Origin of the sequence: Shewanella sp. S23-S33 (assembly GCF_043359565.1) — a bacterium.
In the GTDB taxonomy this organism is placed as follows: domain Bacteria; phylum Pseudomonadota; class Gammaproteobacteria; order Enterobacterales; family Shewanellaceae; genus Shewanella; species Shewanella oncorhynchi.
Genome location: NZ_JBHFFD010000024.1, coordinates 60,829 through 76,686, shown reverse-complemented (window position 1 = coordinate 76,686; position 15,858 = coordinate 60,829). Strand labels below are relative to the sequence as shown.

Annotated in this window: 17 protein-coding genes and 4 tRNA genes; 11 read left to right on the top strand and 10 right to left on the bottom strand. The window is 43.3% G+C overall.

Annotation, left to right across the window (positions count from 1 at the left end):
- Window positions 1-66 precede the first annotated feature (66 nt).
- From ACHA99_RS07840 to ACHA99_RS07830, 3 genes are all read left to right on the top strand, one after another.
- Window positions 67-681: a chalcone isomerase family protein gene (locus ACHA99_RS07840; protein WP_286992893.1), complete on the top strand. Its 615-nt coding sequence runs from the start codon at window positions 67-69 to the stop codon at window positions 679-681.
- Window positions 669-1,214 (top strand): DUF3833 domain-containing protein, encoded by a 546-nt coding sequence (locus ACHA99_RS07835; RefSeq protein WP_105251860.1) that lies wholly within the window; start codon window positions 669-671, stop codon window positions 1,212-1,214. Before ACHA99_RS07840 ends, ACHA99_RS07835 begins: the two co-directional genes overlap by 13 nt.
- Window positions 1,215-1,434: 220 nt before the next feature.
- The gene (locus ACHA99_RS07830; RefSeq protein WP_131523646.1) at window positions 1,435-1,662 is read left to right on the top strand and encodes a hypothetical protein; all 228 of its coding nucleotides are present in this window, start codon (window positions 1,435-1,437) and stop codon (window positions 1,660-1,662) included.
- 83 nt (window positions 1,663-1,745) lie between these two features.
- Here ACHA99_RS07830 and ACHA99_RS07825 read toward each other — a convergent pair whose 3' ends face one another.
- Window positions 1,746-2,090, bottom strand: coding sequence for a DUF3634 family protein (locus tag ACHA99_RS07825; RefSeq protein WP_105251862.1), 345 nt, complete (start codon window positions 2,088-2,090; stop codon window positions 1,746-1,748).
- A gap of 153 nt (window positions 2,091-2,243) precedes the next feature.
- On the opposite strand from ACHA99_RS07825, the gene ACHA99_RS07820 reads away from it, so the two are divergent.
- Window positions 2,244-2,429, top strand: a complete 186-nt coding sequence (locus tag ACHA99_RS07820) for a hypothetical protein (protein ID WP_105251863.1) — start codon at window positions 2,244-2,246, stop codon at window positions 2,427-2,429.
- Between the two features lie 436 nt (window positions 2,430-2,865).
- Here ACHA99_RS07820 and ACHA99_RS07815 read toward each other — a convergent pair.
- The 4 genes from ACHA99_RS07815 to ACHA99_RS07800 form a co-directional block, all read right to left on the bottom strand.
- Window positions 2,866-2,941 (bottom strand) — tRNA-Thr (locus ACHA99_RS07815).
- 44 nt (window positions 2,942-2,985) lie between these two features.
- Window positions 2,986-3,061: transfer RNA gene (locus ACHA99_RS07810), tRNA-Phe, on the bottom strand.
- Window positions 3,062-3,597: 536 nt separating this feature from the next.
- Window positions 3,598-3,673, bottom strand: a tRNA-Thr gene (locus ACHA99_RS07805).
- A gap of 35 nt (window positions 3,674-3,708) precedes the next feature.
- A tRNA-Phe gene (locus ACHA99_RS07800) sits at window positions 3,709-3,784 on the bottom strand.
- A gap of 389 nt (window positions 3,785-4,173) precedes the next feature.
- Between ACHA99_RS07800 and ACHA99_RS07795 the strand changes: the two genes are divergently transcribed.
- Together ACHA99_RS07795 and ACHA99_RS07790 are read left to right on the top strand one after the other, a co-directional pair.
- Window positions 4,174-4,725 (top strand): cytochrome b, encoded by a 552-nt coding sequence (locus ACHA99_RS07795; protein WP_263185739.1) that lies wholly within the window; start codon window positions 4,174-4,176, stop codon window positions 4,723-4,725.
- A gap of 4 nt (window positions 4,726-4,729) precedes the next feature.
- Entirely contained in the window at window positions 4,730-5,305 is a 576-nt protein-coding gene (locus ACHA99_RS07790; protein WP_028761297.1) for a YceI family protein, read from the top strand.
- Window positions 5,306-5,392: 87 nt separating this feature from the next.
- On the opposite strand, the gene ACHA99_RS07785 is transcribed toward ACHA99_RS07790, so the two are convergent.
- The gene (locus ACHA99_RS07785) at window positions 5,393-5,671 is read right to left on the bottom strand and encodes an oxidative damage protection protein (protein WP_006082532.1); all 279 of its coding nucleotides are present in this window, start codon (window positions 5,669-5,671) and stop codon (window positions 5,393-5,395) included.
- Between the two features lie 2 nt (window positions 5,672-5,673).
- Complete coding sequence (mutY, locus tag ACHA99_RS07780) at window positions 5,674-6,765, bottom strand: A/G-specific adenine glycosylase (RefSeq protein ID WP_393942022.1); 1,092 nt, start codon at window positions 6,763-6,765, stop codon at window positions 5,674-5,676.
- 200 nt (window positions 6,766-6,965) lie between these two features.
- Here mutY and trmB point away from each other — a divergent pair, with 200 nt between their 5' ends.
- From trmB to ACHA99_RS07755, 5 genes are all read left to right on the top strand, one after another.
- A complete protein-coding gene (gene trmB / locus ACHA99_RS07775; protein WP_105251866.1) occupies window positions 6,966-7,682 on the top strand; it encodes a tRNA (guanosine(46)-N7)-methyltransferase TrmB in 717 nt (238 codons plus the stop codon).
- A 48-nt stretch (window positions 7,683-7,730) separates the two neighbouring features.
- The gene (locus ACHA99_RS07770) at window positions 7,731-8,057 is read left to right on the top strand and encodes a YggL family protein (RefSeq protein WP_028761293.1); all 327 of its coding nucleotides are present in this window, start codon (window positions 7,731-7,733) and stop codon (window positions 8,055-8,057) included.
- A complete protein-coding gene (gene glsB, locus ACHA99_RS07765) occupies window positions 8,057-8,971 on the top strand; it encodes a glutaminase B (RefSeq protein ID WP_028761292.1) in 915 nt (304 codons plus the stop codon). The genes ACHA99_RS07770 and glsB overlap by 1 nt, the downstream gene beginning before the upstream one ends.
- Window positions 8,972-9,154: 183 nt before the next feature.
- Window positions 9,155-9,976, top strand: coding sequence for a YggN family protein (locus tag ACHA99_RS07760; protein ID WP_393942019.1), 822 nt, complete (start codon window positions 9,155-9,157; stop codon window positions 9,974-9,976).
- A 440-nt stretch (window positions 9,977-10,416) separates the two neighbouring features.
- Window positions 10,417-11,358: a LysR family transcriptional regulator gene (locus ACHA99_RS07755; RefSeq protein WP_006082526.1), complete on the top strand. Its 942-nt coding sequence runs from the start codon at window positions 10,417-10,419 to the stop codon at window positions 11,356-11,358.
- 656 nt (window positions 11,359-12,014) lie between these two features.
- On the opposite strand, the gene ACHA99_RS07750 is transcribed toward ACHA99_RS07755, so the two are convergent.
- From ACHA99_RS07750 to rdgB, 3 genes are all read right to left on the bottom strand, one after another.
- Window positions 12,015-13,865: a DUF885 family protein gene (locus tag ACHA99_RS07750; protein ID WP_263265854.1), complete on the bottom strand. Its 1,851-nt coding sequence runs from the start codon at window positions 13,863-13,865 to the stop codon at window positions 12,015-12,017.
- 152 nt (window positions 13,866-14,017) lie between these two features.
- A complete protein-coding gene (gene hemW / locus ACHA99_RS07745; protein WP_393942016.1) occupies window positions 14,018-15,184 on the bottom strand; it encodes a radical SAM family heme chaperone HemW in 1,167 nt (388 codons plus the stop codon).
- Window positions 15,184-15,801 (bottom strand): RdgB/HAM1 family non-canonical purine NTP pyrophosphatase, encoded by a 618-nt coding sequence (rdgB, locus tag ACHA99_RS07740; protein WP_131523655.1) that lies wholly within the window; start codon window positions 15,799-15,801, stop codon window positions 15,184-15,186. The genes hemW and rdgB overlap by 1 nt, the downstream gene beginning before the upstream one ends.
- Window positions 15,802-15,858 lie beyond the last annotated feature (57 nt).

Here is a 15,858-nt window from a genome sequence, read left to right as displayed (position 1 = left end):
TAAGTCATTATGCCGTTTTTAGTTAAGTACCTGTTGTAAGACATCATGCAGTAAAAGGGGGATCCCATGTCGTCAGTTCGTAATCGTAGCCCAAATCTTGGTTTTTCATTTTTGAATTCAAGCTGCTTAAGTCTATTGGCCCTCAGTTTATTGGCCGCACCTTTAAAAGCGTTAGAGGCGAAAACGCCTGATTTTGAAAACATTACTATCGAACTGAATGATGCCACCGATGTGACGCAGACTTTTCAGGAAGTGGGCCGCGGAGAAATGGATTGGCTGTGGTTTAGTTTGTATAAGGCGAGACTGATGACGGTAAATGGCCGTTATCAACAGGGGCAATATCCTCTGCTGTTAGATATTGAATATTATCGAGATATTGAGTCAGAGGATTTGCTCGAAGCGACAAAAGATCAATGGAAGCATCTAGCGTTTGCCGAAAATGATATCCAACGTTGGTTGGGTTTATTAAATGCGACTTGGCCCGATGTGAAGCAGGGCGATCATTTAAGTTTTAAGGTGATAGATGGACAAACGAGTCAGTTTTTCTTTAATCATCAACCACTCGACATTATCCATGATGCTAATTTTGCTGAGGCATTTTTAGCGATTTGGTTATCGAAAGCCACTAGTCGTCCTGATTTGCGGGCGCAATTACTCGGAGAAAAACCATGCGATTGTTGAAACGGCTTGTCGGCCGAAAGTTATTTTTAGGTTTAATAATGATAGGGCTGTTGTCGAGTTGTTCATCGGTGGAAGTGACTGATTATAAAGATACTCATCCGACATTGGTTTTGGAGTCATTTTTTAATGGACCATTAAAAGCCTCTGGGGTCGTACAAGATTTTAGTGGCAAAGTAATCCGCAAATTCAATGTCATTATGGAAGCCAGTTGGCAGGGAAGTGAGGGAGTCATTAATGAATGGTTTGTGTATGATGATGGTGAAACTCAAACTCGTGTGTGGCGCATCAAGGCACTAGGGGAAGGGCGATACTCAGGAACTGCAGGTGACATTATCGGGACTGCCGATGGCCAATCTAGCGGCAGTGCGCTACGTTGGAAATACGATATGTTATTGCCTGTGGATGGTGAGGAATATCAAGTTCATTTCGACGATTGGATGTTCTTAGTGAATGATAATACCATTATAAATCAGAGTGATATTATTAAGTTTGGCATCACAGTTGCTAAAGTCACTTTAGTTATTCAAAAATAGTCTCAGCAATTTTTAATTAAGTTGGCTTAAACAGTATAGCTTGGCTAATAATCCCCTTTTTTCTGCATTAAAGTGTTGAAGTCAAACCAAAGTTGCAGCTAGGCATTTTTGCTAGTGGCATAAGTGATATATGGGGGTAAGGTTATTGCAACCCATTGTTTAAATTTAATTAATCTGAGCTTAAGTCTAAGTCTAAGTCTAAATAGATAGGGGGTAGTCGATGAATAAACACGTTGTTTTATGGGGAGTATTTTTTAGTCTGTCGTTAACTGCTTGTTCATCTTTTGACTTTAAGTTTGAGGATCATTCTGAGAAACAAGTCGATCCTCATCAACCCGCAAGCGATCCTATGGTGCAAGATAATGAACGTCGTATTCGAGATGCGAGAAAAGACGGTCAGTTAGAATCCGATTTTCTAAAACCTAGGTATCCAGTTAAGTTTAAATAAGAAAATGCCTTAGGAACTCACTTCAACCTCAATACTTAACTATCAATAGCAAGTATTAAGGTTGCTAGGGGAGAGGCGAAGAACTAACCCGCTTGACGACTGTTATCTATCGATTTTTTGTCATAATATTCAAACGGAAACAGATTACGAATCCTTTGCTTTACATTGTCACTCACGTTGGCAGAAATGTGTAAGCGTACATCTCCTGATTTTTCAGCCCTAACAGTACAAGTCAGTTTTTCGGTTTTAGCGATTTGGCGGCATTCCCGTTCGAATCGTTCGGGGATCTTGCCCTTATGCTGAGTCATACGGCCATCTTTAAAATGCATTTCAAAAATAGTCAGACCTTTCTTGCCACCAAATATCAGCTTGTAAACGAGAAATATACCAATAGCGACAAAAATGAGTTTAAAAATATCGGCTGTCATAACGCCTCCTATCTTATGTTTATAGAACCAAGATACTCCCGAGTTAGTTGTTTTAACAGTGCGCTAACGCGCAATTTTGAATTGGCAATAAAATGATTCCAGCCTAGACTTAACTGGCTAAGGAAAAGTAACCCCTCAGTTAAGGAAAACGCCATGTACTTATCAAATGCAGATCGTTGGTCATTATTGTGTAAGAAGCAAATTGATGTTATCGAAAAACTTGCTACACATTTCCCCGAGAGAAAAGCACATCTAAGTGAGCTCACTCAAGGGTGGCGCCATGTTCAACATCAAGTTCAAGCAGGTGATAGGCCTATGCCACTCGAGCTCATCAAATAAGCACGATTGAGTCATTTGGAACTAGATAGTTTGTATAAGAACGCAAAGCCACTCAATAATGAGTGGCTTTTTTATGTGGCGAATATAAAACTATCATTTATAGGGGTAAAGGATTAAGTGATTGTCTGTTGCATGAAGTCAATAAATTATCTTAACGCTCGATTTGAACGTTTATTGTGCCAGTATTGAGGGCGCTATCGTTATTATTGAGGGAAGTCCGTTATGTTTTGCTTTGAAACAATTCAAATTTCAGATACAAAAAAGCCACTCATTGAGTGGCTTCGTTGTTTATATGGTGCCGGCACCAAGAGTCGAACTCGGGACCTACTGAAATTATCGAGAGTAAGTCAGTTGCGCTTTGTACTGAACACTTCAAATTTCAGATACAAAAAACAGATACAAAAAAGCCACTCATTGAGTGGCTTCATTGTTTATATGGTGCCGGCACCAAGAGTCGAACTCGGGACCTACTGATTACAAGTCAGTTGCTCTACCAACTGAGCTATGCCGGCGTAAAGCACAGTAATAAACCCAATCGAATTCATTACCTTAAAAGTGGTGCCCGAACCCGGAATCGAACCAGGGACACGAGGATTTTCAATCCTCTGCTCTACCGACTGAGCTATTCGGGCAACTAAACTAAGCGTTAGTTAACTACTTTGAACTAAGTCGTGAAGACCTTGTTCGTTCGAAGTGCGCGTATAATATAGTGCTCGCTTTAGCTGTGCAAGCCCTTTTTAAGTGACTGATTAACTATTAAACAAAATGCGCTTATTTATTTGATTCTTTCGTTTTACCCTTATTTTACCGCTGAAAGTTTCAGCACTTTAACGCCAGTAGGTGTTCCTTTTGGCTGTTTATCCTAACTTCCTCATTTATTTATCTTCTATTTTGGAGAGAACAATTAAGGTTTAAGCTCATTTGTTGCAAGCAAGGAGCTGTGGAGCGCAGTGGGTATTGTTGAGCTTTGATTGATGGAAGCGGAGCAACTAAGAGTAAGCGAGTGGCTTCATTGTTTTATATAGTGCCGGCGGCACCAAGAGTCGAACTCGGGACCTACTGATATTATCAAGAGTAAGTCAGTTGCGATTGACCACAGACTTTATTAGTTATTATTCAAATTTCAGATACAAAAAAACCACTCATTGAGTGGTTTCATTGTTTTATATGGTGCCGGCACCAAGAGTCGAACTCGGGACCTACTGATTACAAGTCAGTTGCTCTACCAACTGAGCTATGCCGGCTTAAATCTTTACTGCTAATTTTTACTACAGAATAATGGTGCCCGAACCCGGAATCGAACCAGGGACACGAGGATTTTCAATCCTCTGCTCTACCGACTGAGCTATTCGGGCAACTAAACTAAGCGTTAGTTAACTACTTTGAACTCGTTGGCTAAGCCGTATCGTTCGAAGTGCGGCTATATTAGCTAGGGTGTTTGACCTCTGCAAGTGCTTTTTCCGGATAAATCACTCGTTCGGCTGTTTAATGCACATCTTGGGTGTTTTTTATCTCTTATTTTGCGAATTCAGCTCAATTTCATTCGTTGGCTGTATTTTTCAAGTCAGAGGGATACTGATGTTTACTATAGCTTTGTGCTCACAGATCATGATTTTTGGCTTACTTTCTAAAATTTAGAAAGATATAAGCGATTTTTACTGATTTTAGTTTTTAAATTTAGATTTATGATAATGAATATTATTTCATGGATGGCATGAAGAAAACGCGAGTACGGAGTCGCAGTATGTTTCGAAATAGTCAGTTTGCTTATGGAATTACCGCCATTGTGACCCATTGGTTGAGTGCGTTCGTCGTGATTGGGTTATTTGCAGTCGGTGTGTGGATGGTGGAGTTAACCTACTACAGTACTTGGTACAAGACTGCGCCGCATCTACATAAAAGTATTGGGATTCTGTTATTGGCTGCGACAATATTTCGTTTGGTATGGCGCTTAGTTAATCCCAAGCCAGCACCTGAGGCGAGTCATAAACCGTGGGAAAAGACGGCCGCACATTTGGCGCATTTTATTATTTATATCTTGCTCTTTGTCATCATGACTGCTGGCATTTTGATCTCAACCGCAGATGGCCGTGGTATCTGGGTGTTTGATTGGTTTGAACTACCAGGATTGGGACTTTTGTTTGAAAACCAAGCTGATATCGCGGGTGATATTCACCAATATGCGGCTTACAGCTTGATCGCGCTGGTCGTTATTCACGCCGTGGGCGCATTAAAACATCACTTTATCGATAAAGACGCCACCCTACTTAGAATGATTAAATTTAAACGAGGATAATACAATGAAAAAGCAACTGTTAAGCGCACTGATCGGTGTATCTCTATTGGCTCCTGTGGCGGCTTCAGCTGCTGACTATGTGATTGATCATGAAGGCGCTCACGCTTCTATTACATTTAAAGTGAATCACTTAGGTTATAGCTATGTGGTGGGGCGTTTTAATGATTTTAGCGGCGATTTTAGCTACGATGCGGCTAAACCTACTGCGATGAAAGTGAATGTCACAGTGAATACATTAAGTGTCGATTCAAACCATGCTGAGCGTGACAAACATATTCGCGGTGAAGATTTCCTTAATACTGGCAAATTCGCTAAAGCGACCTTTGCATCTACTTCGGTGGAAGATAAAGGAAATGGCGATTTAGTGATTAACGGTAACTTAACTTTAAATGGTGTGACTAAACCATTAGCGATCAAGGCCCATGCTGTGGGTGAAGGTCAGGATCCTTGGGGTGGCTACCGTGCCGGTTTTACGGGCACAACTACCTTTGCGATGAAAGACTTCGGTATCAAGATGGATTTAGGTCCAGCATCTAGCCATGTTGAATTAGATCTAGTGGTTGAAGGCGTGCGTAAGTAACTCTTTATTCTGTCATTTAGATGAACAAAAAGCGCCGAAAGGCGCTTTTTTGTAAGCTTTATACTTAGAGCCGACTAACGACCAGAATTAATCTTGGTCTTTTTCTGGTACAAAACCTTCAATTTCTACTTCTTTACCTTCAAATAGGAAAGAGGTCATTTGTTCTTCAAGAAATTTACGATCATCAACATTCATCATGTTGAGTTTTTTCTCGTTGATCAGCATGGTTTGCTTTTTTTGCCATAGGCCCCAAGCTTCTTTGCTGATGTTATCAAAAATGCGCTTACCTAAATCACCTGGATACAGTTGAAAGTCTAGGCCGTCGGCTTCTTTATTTAAATATACGCAATTGACTGTACGCGCCATGATTATTCCTTACTGACTGCGGATTGAACGAGTGATCCCAAATTGGCTAGCACGCGCTCGGTGGCGGCGGCGAGTCCCACTTTGGAAGGATGACTTATGTTATACCAGAGAGACTGGTTTTGTTCCATGACAGCGCCCACGCTCTCTTTATTGCCGAGGGCTTTATCTAGATTAAGCATCATGGGCTGAATATCTAAATGAAAGTGGCTAAATGTGTGCCTAAAGCTAGTTAACCATTCGAGTTGCTGCGCATCAAACCCTTGCTCTTCAAGATGAGTTTCAAGGGCGGCTTGGGTAGCGAATTCAGGGAAACACCAGAGCCCGCCCCAAATTCCCGCTGGCGGACGTTTAGCTAGAAAGACTTGGTTGTCTTGCATCATCACTAACATCCACGCCGCTTTGGTTGGTATGGTTTTTTTAGGCTTTTTGCCAGGGAAATCGGTTTGTCTGCCAATCAGCTGAGCTTTGCAATCAATCGCTACAGGGCAAGCGGCACAGTTAGGTTTGCTACGAGTGCAAATACTGGCGCCGATATCCATCATGGCTTGATTATATTTCTGAATATCTTGCTGCGGTGTGAAGGCATCCGTCAGTTGCCAAAGTTGCTCTTCAACCGTCTTTTGCCCTGGCCAACCTGCGATTGCCCCATGTCTTGCTAATACACGTTTTACGTTGCCATCGAGAATGGGGTGATGTTGCCCAAGTGACAATGACAATACTGCGCCTGCCGTCGAGCGGCCGATGCCGGGTAGGGCGAGCACTTGTTCAAAATGTGTTGGAAATAATCCCTGATAATCATCGCGGATTATTTTGGCTGCTTTATGCAGATTACGCGCCCTAGCGTAATAGCCAAGACCGGTCCAATGATGTAATACCTCATCGTCTGGCGCGTTAGCAAGTGCTAACACATCGGGGAAACGCACCATAAATTTAAGATAATAGGGAATAACAGTCGCAACCTGAGTTTGTTGCAGCATAATTTCAGAAACCCATACGCGATATGGGGTTTTATCTTGCTGCCAAGGGAGGGTTTTACGACCGTGATTGTCGTACCAAGAGACGATACGTGTAGCGAAGGAGGCTGTAGATTTCATCGGCGCAGTGTAGCGGCAGTTATCTTCTTAGACAAGCGTCAAAGATAAGTTGGCAAGGGATCTAAAGCTAAAAATCGCTGCTAAATTCGCACTCTTAAATAATCTTGGTATACTTTCGCCCCATTAGTGCTTGCACTGTATGTTGAACTTTGGATAATGCCCTTCTTTTATGATGGTGTTGTCCACTAGACGAGGCAAAAATGAGCGAAGTCACTACCGCTGAATTTAATGAAGAAGGCAAGTATCTGCGCAAGATCAGAAGCTTTGTCCTGAGAGAAGGTCGCCTAACCAAAGGCCAAGCACACGCTATTGAAAGCCAGTGGCCAACAATGGGTTTAGATTACAGCCCAGTGCCATTGGTACTAAGCGACGTTTTTGGTCGTGAAGCTGATACTGTGCTGGAAATTGGCTTTGGCATGGGCGCCTCTTTAGTACAAATGGCTAAAGATGCACCAGAGCAAAATTTCATTGGTATTGAAGTACATAAACCGGGTGTAGGCTCTTGCCTCAGTGATGCCGCCATTGCTGGTGTGACTAATTTACGTGTGTATCATCACGATGCCATGGAAGTATTAGAACATGCGATTGCTGACGGTTCATTAGCCCGAGTGCAATTGTTCTTCCCAGATCCTTGGCATAAAAAACGTCACCATAAACGCCGCATCGTGCAAGCTGAATTTGCCGAACTGATTCGTCGCAAGCTAAAAATTGGCGGTGTGTTCCATATGGCCACTGACTGGGAAGAGTACAGCGAGCATATGTTAGAGGTGATGCAAGCTGCTCCGGGTTATCAAAATCAGTCGGCCGACGGCAGTGTGGTGCCGCGTCCTGATCATCGTCCATTGACAAAGTTTGAAGCCCGCGGCCATAGATTGGGTCACGGTGTATGGGATCTGATGTTTGAGCGTATCGCTTAATCACGAACTCAATTTTAGCTAATTTTAAACACAAAAGGGAAAATCACTATGGCAACTAATCGTAGCCGTCGTTTACGTAAGAAAATGCGCGTTGATGAATTCCAAGAGTTAGGTTTCGATATGGCTTGGACTTTTGATGCATCAGTATCTGAAGCCGATATCGATGCAACTGTAGATAAATTCATCGATGAAGTGATCGAAACCCGTAAATTAGGTTTCCATGGCGGCGGCCACATCGAATGGGAAGGCATTATCGCCACCCAAACGATTGGTAAATGTACCGAAGAAGATATTGCTGCAGTTAAGGCATTCTGGGCGACCCAAAAAGTGTCTCAGGTTGAAGTTAGCGAACTGTACGACATTTGGTGGGGTTAATGCCCGAGTTGGCATTACTTGAGGAAGTGGTCGAGAAAGTTCGACCCTTGCTCGGCCAAGGAAAGGTTGCAAATTATATCCCCGCACTGGCCAGCGTTGATGCTGGCAAATTAGGCATTGCCGTCACGACTGTTGACGGTGAAACTTTAGGTGCGGGTGATTACCTTGAGCCGTTTTCGATTCAAAGTATCTCCAAAGTTTTCAGCTTAACCTTAGCGTTAACTTTATATGAAGAAGCCGAAATTTGGAGCCGAGTTGGCAAAGAACCTTCGGGCCATTCATTCAACTCTTTAGTTCAAGTCGAGTTAGAACGTGGCAAGCCGCGCAACCCATTTATTAATGCTGGCGCGTTAGTGATTGCTGACTTATTGCAGAGTCGTTTAGGTGCTCCTAAACACAGAATGCTTGAGTTAGTCAGGCAACTAAGCCAAAACGATAAAGTGTGTTTCGATAAACAAGTAGCAGATTCAGAATATCAGCACAGTGCGCGCAATGCGGCTATCGCTTATTTGATGAAGTCCTTTGGTAATTTTCAAGGCGATGTTGATACTGTGCTGCGCACCTATTTTCATTATTGCGCCTTGAAGATGAATTGTGCTGACTTGTCTAAGGCCATGTTGTATTTGGCTAATCGCGGCAAAAGTATCACAGGGTCTGAGCTTATCTCTCAAGTGCAAACTCGACAACTTAACGCTCTGTTGGCAACCTCGGGCTTATACGATGGTGCGGGTGAGTTTGCTTATCGTGTTGGTATGCCAGGTAAAAGTGGCGTCGGCGGCGGTATTATTGCCGTGATCCCTGGAGAACTGTCGATTTGTGTATGGTCGCCAGAACTCGATAATAATGGCAACTCACTTGCGGGCACTGCGATGCTTGAGCATCTAAGTCAGCGTCTCGGTCGTTCTATTTTCTAGTCTTATCTCTCGTTTTTTATTAGCACTATCAGACTAAATGTTAGCGAATTTCGCTAATGACCTTTTAGTGCTAACTTTCAAAATCCAACATAATCATATTGTTATAAAGTTGGCACGTCTCCTGCTAAAAGCTATTCAGTAGTTTAGGTTTATCGAATTATTCAGATTAAAGGACGAACAAAAATGAAATTAAATAAGTTATTAACTGGATTTGCATTATCTGGCGTGATTTTAGGAGCATCTAGCGTACAGCTGGCGCAAGCACAAACAGAGCCAGAAATAGATGAACGCTGTGAAGTTTCCTTAAATTATGACGTTATGGTTGAGCCTAAAAAATTAGTCATGAGCGAGAAGGGCACAGAAAAGTATCGTATCGAAGTTGACAAGTTATTCGTGGAAGGTAAGCAAGTTAACTTAACCGACAAGCAGAAAAAATTGGTTACTCAATATGCCGATGAAGTTTCGACTCAAGTGCCAGAAGTGATTGAACTGGTGAATGAGGCAGTATCTCTTGCTTCCAAAGCTGTTGGTATGGCCTTAACACCTTTAATGGGTGATGCCGCTGGTGCAAAATTTGATGAAATGATGGCTGGCGTTCAAAAACGGGTTGACTCAGTGGCTTACAAGAATGGTGATAGCTTCTATTTAGGGGCGACTGAAGACTCGATGCAAAGTACATTTAACGATGAATTTGAGCTGGAAATGGAACAAATTGTCCAGAATTCAATTGGCGCAATTATGATGAACCTAGGTGGCCAAATCATGTCTGGTGGCGGTGAGAATTTTGAAGCCAAGATGGATACCTTCTCCAAAAAAATGGACAATTTAGGCCAAGATATTGAGCAACAAGTTGAGAGCCAATCTAAGGGATTAGAAGCTAAGGCTGACCGTTTGTGCGACCGATTTGAAAATTTGTTAGTGCTTGAAAATCAATTGCGCCAAGAAGTGCCAGAACTAGCACCTTATGTGTTGACACAAAACTCAACCAAGGAACTGCGTGAATAGTTCTTGTAAATAGTTCTTGCGAATCGCCCTTAGTTTTAACTGCAATAACTTCTATCTCCTTGTGCATGAGTCAAACTTGAATGCTACGCCCCTAGTCAATTTATCGACTAGGGGCTTTTTTATTGGCTACGGTTTAATCGTGGCTACAACCCTTATGGCTAAGTTGATGTGGCTTAATAGGCTAGGCTTGCAGCGATTTAGTTCGGAATGTTACAGTCTAGAGACGAATATTTGGTATACTCTTAAAATATAATTAAAAGCTGGCATATCAGTCAGATATAACCCCCTACTTTAGTGGACTTTTTCGGTCTAAATCTCTGCGTTATGTCATTTTGATGCGAGATATCAATGCTATGGTTATTTTTAAGCGATGATTACGCTAACCACTGCTATTCACCGAAAGTTAATATCATTGTCGTAAACAGCTTAAGGCGACTTCCATGTTAGAACTGTTAGAACCTATTGCGATTTTTACTCATGTGGCCAGAGCAGGTAGTTTTAGTGCCGCCGCAAGAAGGCTTGGGATCTCTAAGTCTAAGGTCAGTACACAAGTCGCCGATCTTGAACATAGACTTGGTGTTCAATTAATTCAACGTACCACCCGCAGCTTAAGCCTGACTGAAGCAGGGCATTTGCTGTATCTGCAAGGTGAAGAACTGCTGCGTGACGCTGAACAAGCGATAGCCAGCGTGCATAACTTAAATGATGCGACCCGCGGCGTGCTTAAGGTTGGAATTTCCCAATCCTTTGGGGTGATGCATATCATTCCTGCGTTGCCATCTTTTATGGCAAAACATCCTGAGCTTGAGCTACAAGTGAGCTTACTGGACCATAAAGTGGATGTCGTGAGCGAAGGCTTAGACTTACTATTAACTATGTCTGAGCAATTACCGCTTGGCATGGTTGCTAGACCTCTGATGAAGTGCCAATTCCTGTTAGTTGCTTCGCCTGGCTATATTGCTCAACATGGCGAGCCAACTCGACCTGAGCAGCTAGTTGACCACAACTGTTTGGTCTATCAAGGCGAGTGGCACGAGCACAGCATGTGGCAATTTAAGAAGGGTGATGACTACTGTGAAATTGGCGTATCGGGTAATTTCAGGGTGGATAATGCGCCTGCATTAAAATCTGCTGCAATCAGTGGTCTTGGCGTTGTGTATCTTGCGAGTTATCTGATGGAAGATGAAATTGCTAAAGGGACATTAGTGCCTTTACTGAAGGATTGGCAATTGACCCACCATCTGCCATTGCAGGCGGTTTATCCCCGTCGTAAGCACTTAGCACCTAAGGTCAGTTCTTTTATCGAATTCATCAAAGATCACATAGGAACGCCACCGTATTGGGATGCTCCCTATGTCGAATTATTCAGTAAACGTCAGTAAAATAGGAAACATTGTTCTCAAAAGCAGTCTTATGTGGTTTTAAATTGGGCAGATACTTTTCTGGTCATTTAAAATCAATACTTTAGATTGAGTTGATGAGTACATTTGTTGATGGTTTTTTAGGGGTTACTAAAGCACTTTTTTATAACATCCTTGAACTCTGTTCTTAATTGAATACAATGGTAACAGTTGATTCGGAATGATCTGAGTCCTATACGTTTATTGGAAATGACCCCTTTCAATTTTTGTATACAGGTCGGCGTTAATGCAGTTTTGGATCACAGCCAACAGAAGTTTGAGAACTAAAACAATGTTGGCTCTTTAAACCATCATCCTAGTTTTTGGTTTACCTCAGCCTTATCGCTGAGGTAATTTTTTTATTGATGGTTTGTAGCCTTGAGCACAAGTTTTGTCTCCCTGTACCCTAAAGTCGCAACTGTGTGTTAAATGATGTGAAGGCGAGTGCTAAAGCATATATTAATGCAACAAATATAGTGACCCACAGTGAGAAGGGTTCTGTTATCTAACGGGATAATGGTACCAATAAAAAAGCCACTTTCTAGTGGCTTTTTTATTGGGCGCAGCTTAAGACTTTCACTTATGTCGCTTTAGTCGTGAAGCAAGTTAACAATGCTTCACGGCTCAGCATTAAGGCATTAGGCCTGCTTCTTACTGGCTATCCAGAGATCGACTTGTTGTTCTAGTACATCCAGTGGTAATGCGCCGTTAGCAAGTACTAGCGTATGGAAGTCGCGGATATCAAATTGACTGCCAAGCTGTTGCTCTGCTTTATGTCTTAGCTCTAGTAGTTTAATCATACCTACTTTATAAGCTGTCGCTTGCGATGGCATAACGATATGGCGTTCAACCATTTTCACCGCATCTGATTTAGCATTTGGCGTATTGTCCACGTAATAGGCAATGCCTTGCTCGCGGGTCCACTTTTTAGCGTGGATACCAGTATCAACGACTAAGCGACAGGCACGCCACAACTCCATTGCTAGGCGACCAAAGTCAGAATAGGGATCGGCGTAGAGTCCCATTTCTTTTGGGAAAGATTCGCTATATAAACCCCAGCCCTCAATATACGCGGTATAGCCCCCAAACTTACGGAACTTAGGAATATTTTGCAGCTCTTGGGAAATGGCTATCTGCATATGGTGACCCGGAATACCTTCGTGGTAGGCCAGCGCCTCCATTTGGTATTTTGGCATGGCTTTCATGTCATATAGGTTTGCATAGTAGCTACCTGGACGCGAACCATCCGGTGCCGGTTGTTCATAGAAGGCTTTACCAGCAGATTTTTCTCTAAAGGCTTCAACCTGCTTCACTACCATGGAGGCCTTAGGTTTTACTTTGAACACTTCATCCAAGCGCGACTTCATATTGTCGATGAACTTAGTCGCCTCAGCTAAATAGGCGGCTTTGCCTTCGGCGGTATTGGGGTAGTAGAACTGGGGATCATCACGCATAAAGCTAAAAAATTGCTGCAAATTGCCTTTAAAGTTGACCTTCTTCATAATGGCGCGCATTTCATTGTGGATACGCTCCACCTCAGAAAGTCCTAAGTCATGGATTTGATCGGCGCTCATGTTTGTCGTGGTAGTACGGGCCAAGGCATTATTGTAATAGGCGGCTCCGTTAGGGAGTTTCCACGCACCATCGCGGTCATCAGCTTTGGCAGCTAAGGTTTTTACGTAACTGATGAGTTTGTTATAGGCGGGCTCGACTTGAGTAACGAGTGCTTGCTCAGCCTGTTGAAGCAGTGCTTGCTTTTCCGTTTCTTTAATCGCTAATGCGTTAACTTTACGGCGAAAATCTGCGAGTAACGCGCTGTCGTCGCCCTTATCAAAAGGCGCGCCTTTGATGATGTTTTGGCTGTCTGAAATCACATAAGCGAATACGAACTTAGGCGCGATAATGCCTTTATCTGCGCGAACGGCTAATACTGTCTGTAGTTGATTTAAGCGTTTGGGAACGCCATTCAAGCGGCTGATATAGGCCATAGCATCGCTGACATCTGTGATTTGATGTTGGTTAATCAAGAAGGAGGCGATCATAGAGTGGCCGCCATACATTTGATTTACAGGATAATTATGATAGCGCCATTGGTCATCTTCGATGTCATTTTGCAGATTTTGTTTTAGTAAGGTAAGGCTGAGGTTTGTTTGTGGATCGAGCTTGGCCGCATCAATCTGATTGACCCGCTCCAGTTGTTTTTTTGTGCGCGCTAGGGTTTTATCATCGGCGGCATCACCCAGTTCATCCCATTTATCATAGTCTTGCTTGATCCCCATATAGGTCTGCGAAATGGGGCTCGCCATGATGTTTTCCATGAAGATGGTTTCGAACAGAGCATTGGCTTTTTCTGATTCGGTTTGCGCTACTGCATTCACAGGTTCGCTTGCACTGTGTAAGGCTGGCGCAGTTGATGCTGCATACGCGGGAATGGTCAGTAGAGCTGAAAGGGTCAGTGCGACTAAGCTGATTTTAGTTTTTATTGGCATGATCAGGCTTCCTAGATTGATTTGCATCAATACTAAAGAAGCGGAACAAGAATGTATGGATATTAGTGTTAGAAAATGTGTTAGCAGTAATAGTGTTAAACGGCACTATTTGTTACTAACACATTATTTATATAGATGTTTTAACGGCTAACTCAGCAAAATTGTGTCAGTAAATCATTAACAAACATATGACCTTTACTGGTTAATTGCCAATGTTCAGCGGATTCTGTGAGTAAACCGCGTTGTTTGGCCTTTTCCATTCCTTCGGTCAATGTGTCTCTGTGTTGTCCGGTACGCAGTTCAAATTCTTGCTTAGGAATAGGTGTCATCAGACGCAGGCGATTCATTAAATATTCGAGCGCGCGGTCTTCCTCTGCAACTTCAATCGATTCGAAGGTGTAGTTGTGGGCACTCAGATATCCCTTGGGATGTTTAATTTTTACTGTGCGTATGATGCGGTTTTCTTCTGGCAGCGTCACTTTGCCGTGGGCGCCACAGCCTATGCCTAGATAATCACCAAACTGCCAGTAGTTGAGATTGTGCCTACATTGGTAACCTGGTTTTGCATAGGCGGATATTTCGTATTGCTCATACCCTAATGCGGCCAGCTTTTGTTGACCTTGCTCATAGATATGCCAGAGCGCTTCGTCATCGGGCAGCTGTGGCGGTTTTGAGTGGAATAGGGTATTGGGCTCAATCGTTAACTGGTACCAAGATAGGTGTGGGGGGTTAAGCGCCGCTGCCGTGTCGATATCAGCCATGGCTTCAGTAAAACTTTGGTTCGGTAATCCATGCATTAAATCGAGGTTGAAACTTAAGTATCCCGCTTGACTGGCTTTTTGGGCGGCGACTTGTGCTTCGTTTTGATCGTGAATACGTCCGAGTAAGTTGAGTTTATCCTTAGAAAAGCTCTGCACACCAATAGATAAACGAGTGACGCCCGCTGCACGATAAGCACTAAAGTCATCGTGTTCTAAAGTGCCAGGATTGGCTTCCATAGTGATTTCGATATTGTCACTAAAGGGAATTAGCGCATTGGCACCATCGAGGATGCGTTTGATTTGTTTAGCATCGAATAATGATGGCGTGCCGCCACCGATAAAGATGGTATGGATCTGCCGCCCTTGGACGAGATGTAAGTCTTGGCGTAAGTCTTCCAATAGCGCAGCAACATAAGCTTCTTGTGGCAGCTCACCATTTTGACCATGGGAGTTAAAGTCGCAGTAAGGACACTTTTGTACGCACCAGGGAATATGGATATACAGACTGAGTGGTGGCAGTTCGAGCTTCATCGCAGTAGTCACGGCAGTTGACGACATTATTGTGCATTCCCGCCAGTTAACACGCCTTGGGCTTGCATGGCGGCGATAAGTTGCACTAGGGCTTTACCACGATGACTTAAGGCATTTTTCTCGTTGCTGCTCAGCTCTGCCGCGCTACATTGATAATTTTCAGGGATAAAAATCGGATCGTAACCATGGCCATTGGCACCGCGTTGGCTAAAGTCGATTTGGCCTTCCCATGAGGCTTGGCAAATAATCGGGGTCGGGTCTTTTGCATGGCGCATATATACCAGTACGCATTGGAATCTTGCCCCGCGAGGTGCTGGCTGGTCTTTTAATGTCTCAAGTAGTTTCAATACGTTGTCTTGATCTTTGGCATTTTCGCCCGCGTAACGTGCTGAATAAATGCCTGGAGCGCCTTGGAGTAAATCCACTTCTAAACCCGAATCATCGGCAATGGCCGCAAGTCCGGTGATTTCGGCGGCATGCCTTGCTTTGATAATGGCATTCTCTACAAAAGTGGTACCTGTTTCTGCTACTTCGCTGACATTAAACTGGCTCTGCGGCAGTACAGTGACACCGTAGCTTGCGAGCATTTGATCGAATTCGGCGAGTTTGCCTTTATTACCGCTGGCGAGGACGATTTGTTGCATGGAATACCTATCATAAATGGGGCGACGTGCGTTGGCACTATGATACCCAAGCTCAAT

Excerpts from the sequence above, each read along its gene's own strand:
- ACHA99_RS07830 (WP_131523646.1), top strand. The coding sequence starts at position 1,435 with ATGAATAAACACGTTGTTTTATGGGGAGTATTTTTTAGTCTGTCGTTA.
- ACHA99_RS07760 (WP_393942019.1), top strand. The coding sequence starts at position 9,155 with ATGAAATTAAATAAGTTATTAACTGGATTTGCATTATCTGGCGTGATT.
- ACHA99_RS07790 (WP_028761297.1), top strand. The coding sequence starts at position 4,730 with ATGAAAAAGCAACTGTTAAGCGCACTGATCGGTGTATCTCTATTGGCT.
- mutY (WP_393942022.1), bottom strand. The coding sequence starts at position 6,765 with ATGAAATCTACAGCCTCCTTCGCTACACGTATCGTCTCTTGGTACGAC.
- ACHA99_RS07770 (WP_028761293.1), top strand. The coding sequence starts at position 7,731 with ATGGCAACTAATCGTAGCCGTCGTTTACGTAAGAAAATGCGCGTTGAT.
- glsB (WP_028761292.1), top strand. The coding sequence starts at position 8,057 with ATGCCCGAGTTGGCATTACTTGAGGAAGTGGTCGAGAAAGTTCGACCC.
- ACHA99_RS07755 (WP_006082526.1), top strand. The coding sequence starts at position 10,417 with ATGTTAGAACTGTTAGAACCTATTGCGATTTTTACTCATGTGGCCAGA.
- ACHA99_RS07840 (WP_286992893.1), top strand. The coding sequence starts at position 67 with ATGTCGTCAGTTCGTAATCGTAGCCCAAATCTTGGTTTTTCATTTTTG.
- hemW (WP_393942016.1), bottom strand. The coding sequence starts at position 15,184 with ATGTCGTCAACTGCCGTGACTACTGCGATGAAGCTCGAACTGCCACCA.
- ACHA99_RS07795 (WP_263185739.1), top strand. The coding sequence starts at position 4,174 with ATGTTTCGAAATAGTCAGTTTGCTTATGGAATTACCGCCATTGTGACC.
- ACHA99_RS07750 (WP_263265854.1), bottom strand. The coding sequence starts at position 13,865 with ATGCCAATAAAAACTAAAATCAGCTTAGTCGCACTGACCCTTTCAGCT.
- trmB (WP_105251866.1), top strand. The coding sequence starts at position 6,966 with ATGAGCGAAGTCACTACCGCTGAATTTAATGAAGAAGGCAAGTATCTG.
- ACHA99_RS07825 (WP_105251862.1), bottom strand. The coding sequence starts at position 2,090 with ATGACAGCCGATATTTTTAAACTCATTTTTGTCGCTATTGGTATATTT.
- ACHA99_RS07785 (WP_006082532.1), bottom strand. The coding sequence starts at position 5,671 with ATGGCGCGTACAGTCAATTGCGTATATTTAAATAAAGAAGCCGACGGC.
- ACHA99_RS07835 (WP_105251860.1), top strand. The coding sequence starts at position 669 with ATGCGATTGTTGAAACGGCTTGTCGGCCGAAAGTTATTTTTAGGTTTA.
- rdgB (WP_131523655.1), bottom strand. The coding sequence starts at position 15,801 with ATGCAACAAATCGTCCTCGCCAGCGGTAATAAAGGCAAACTCGCCGAA.
- ACHA99_RS07820 (WP_105251863.1), top strand. The coding sequence starts at position 2,244 with ATGTACTTATCAAATGCAGATCGTTGGTCATTATTGTGTAAGAAGCAA.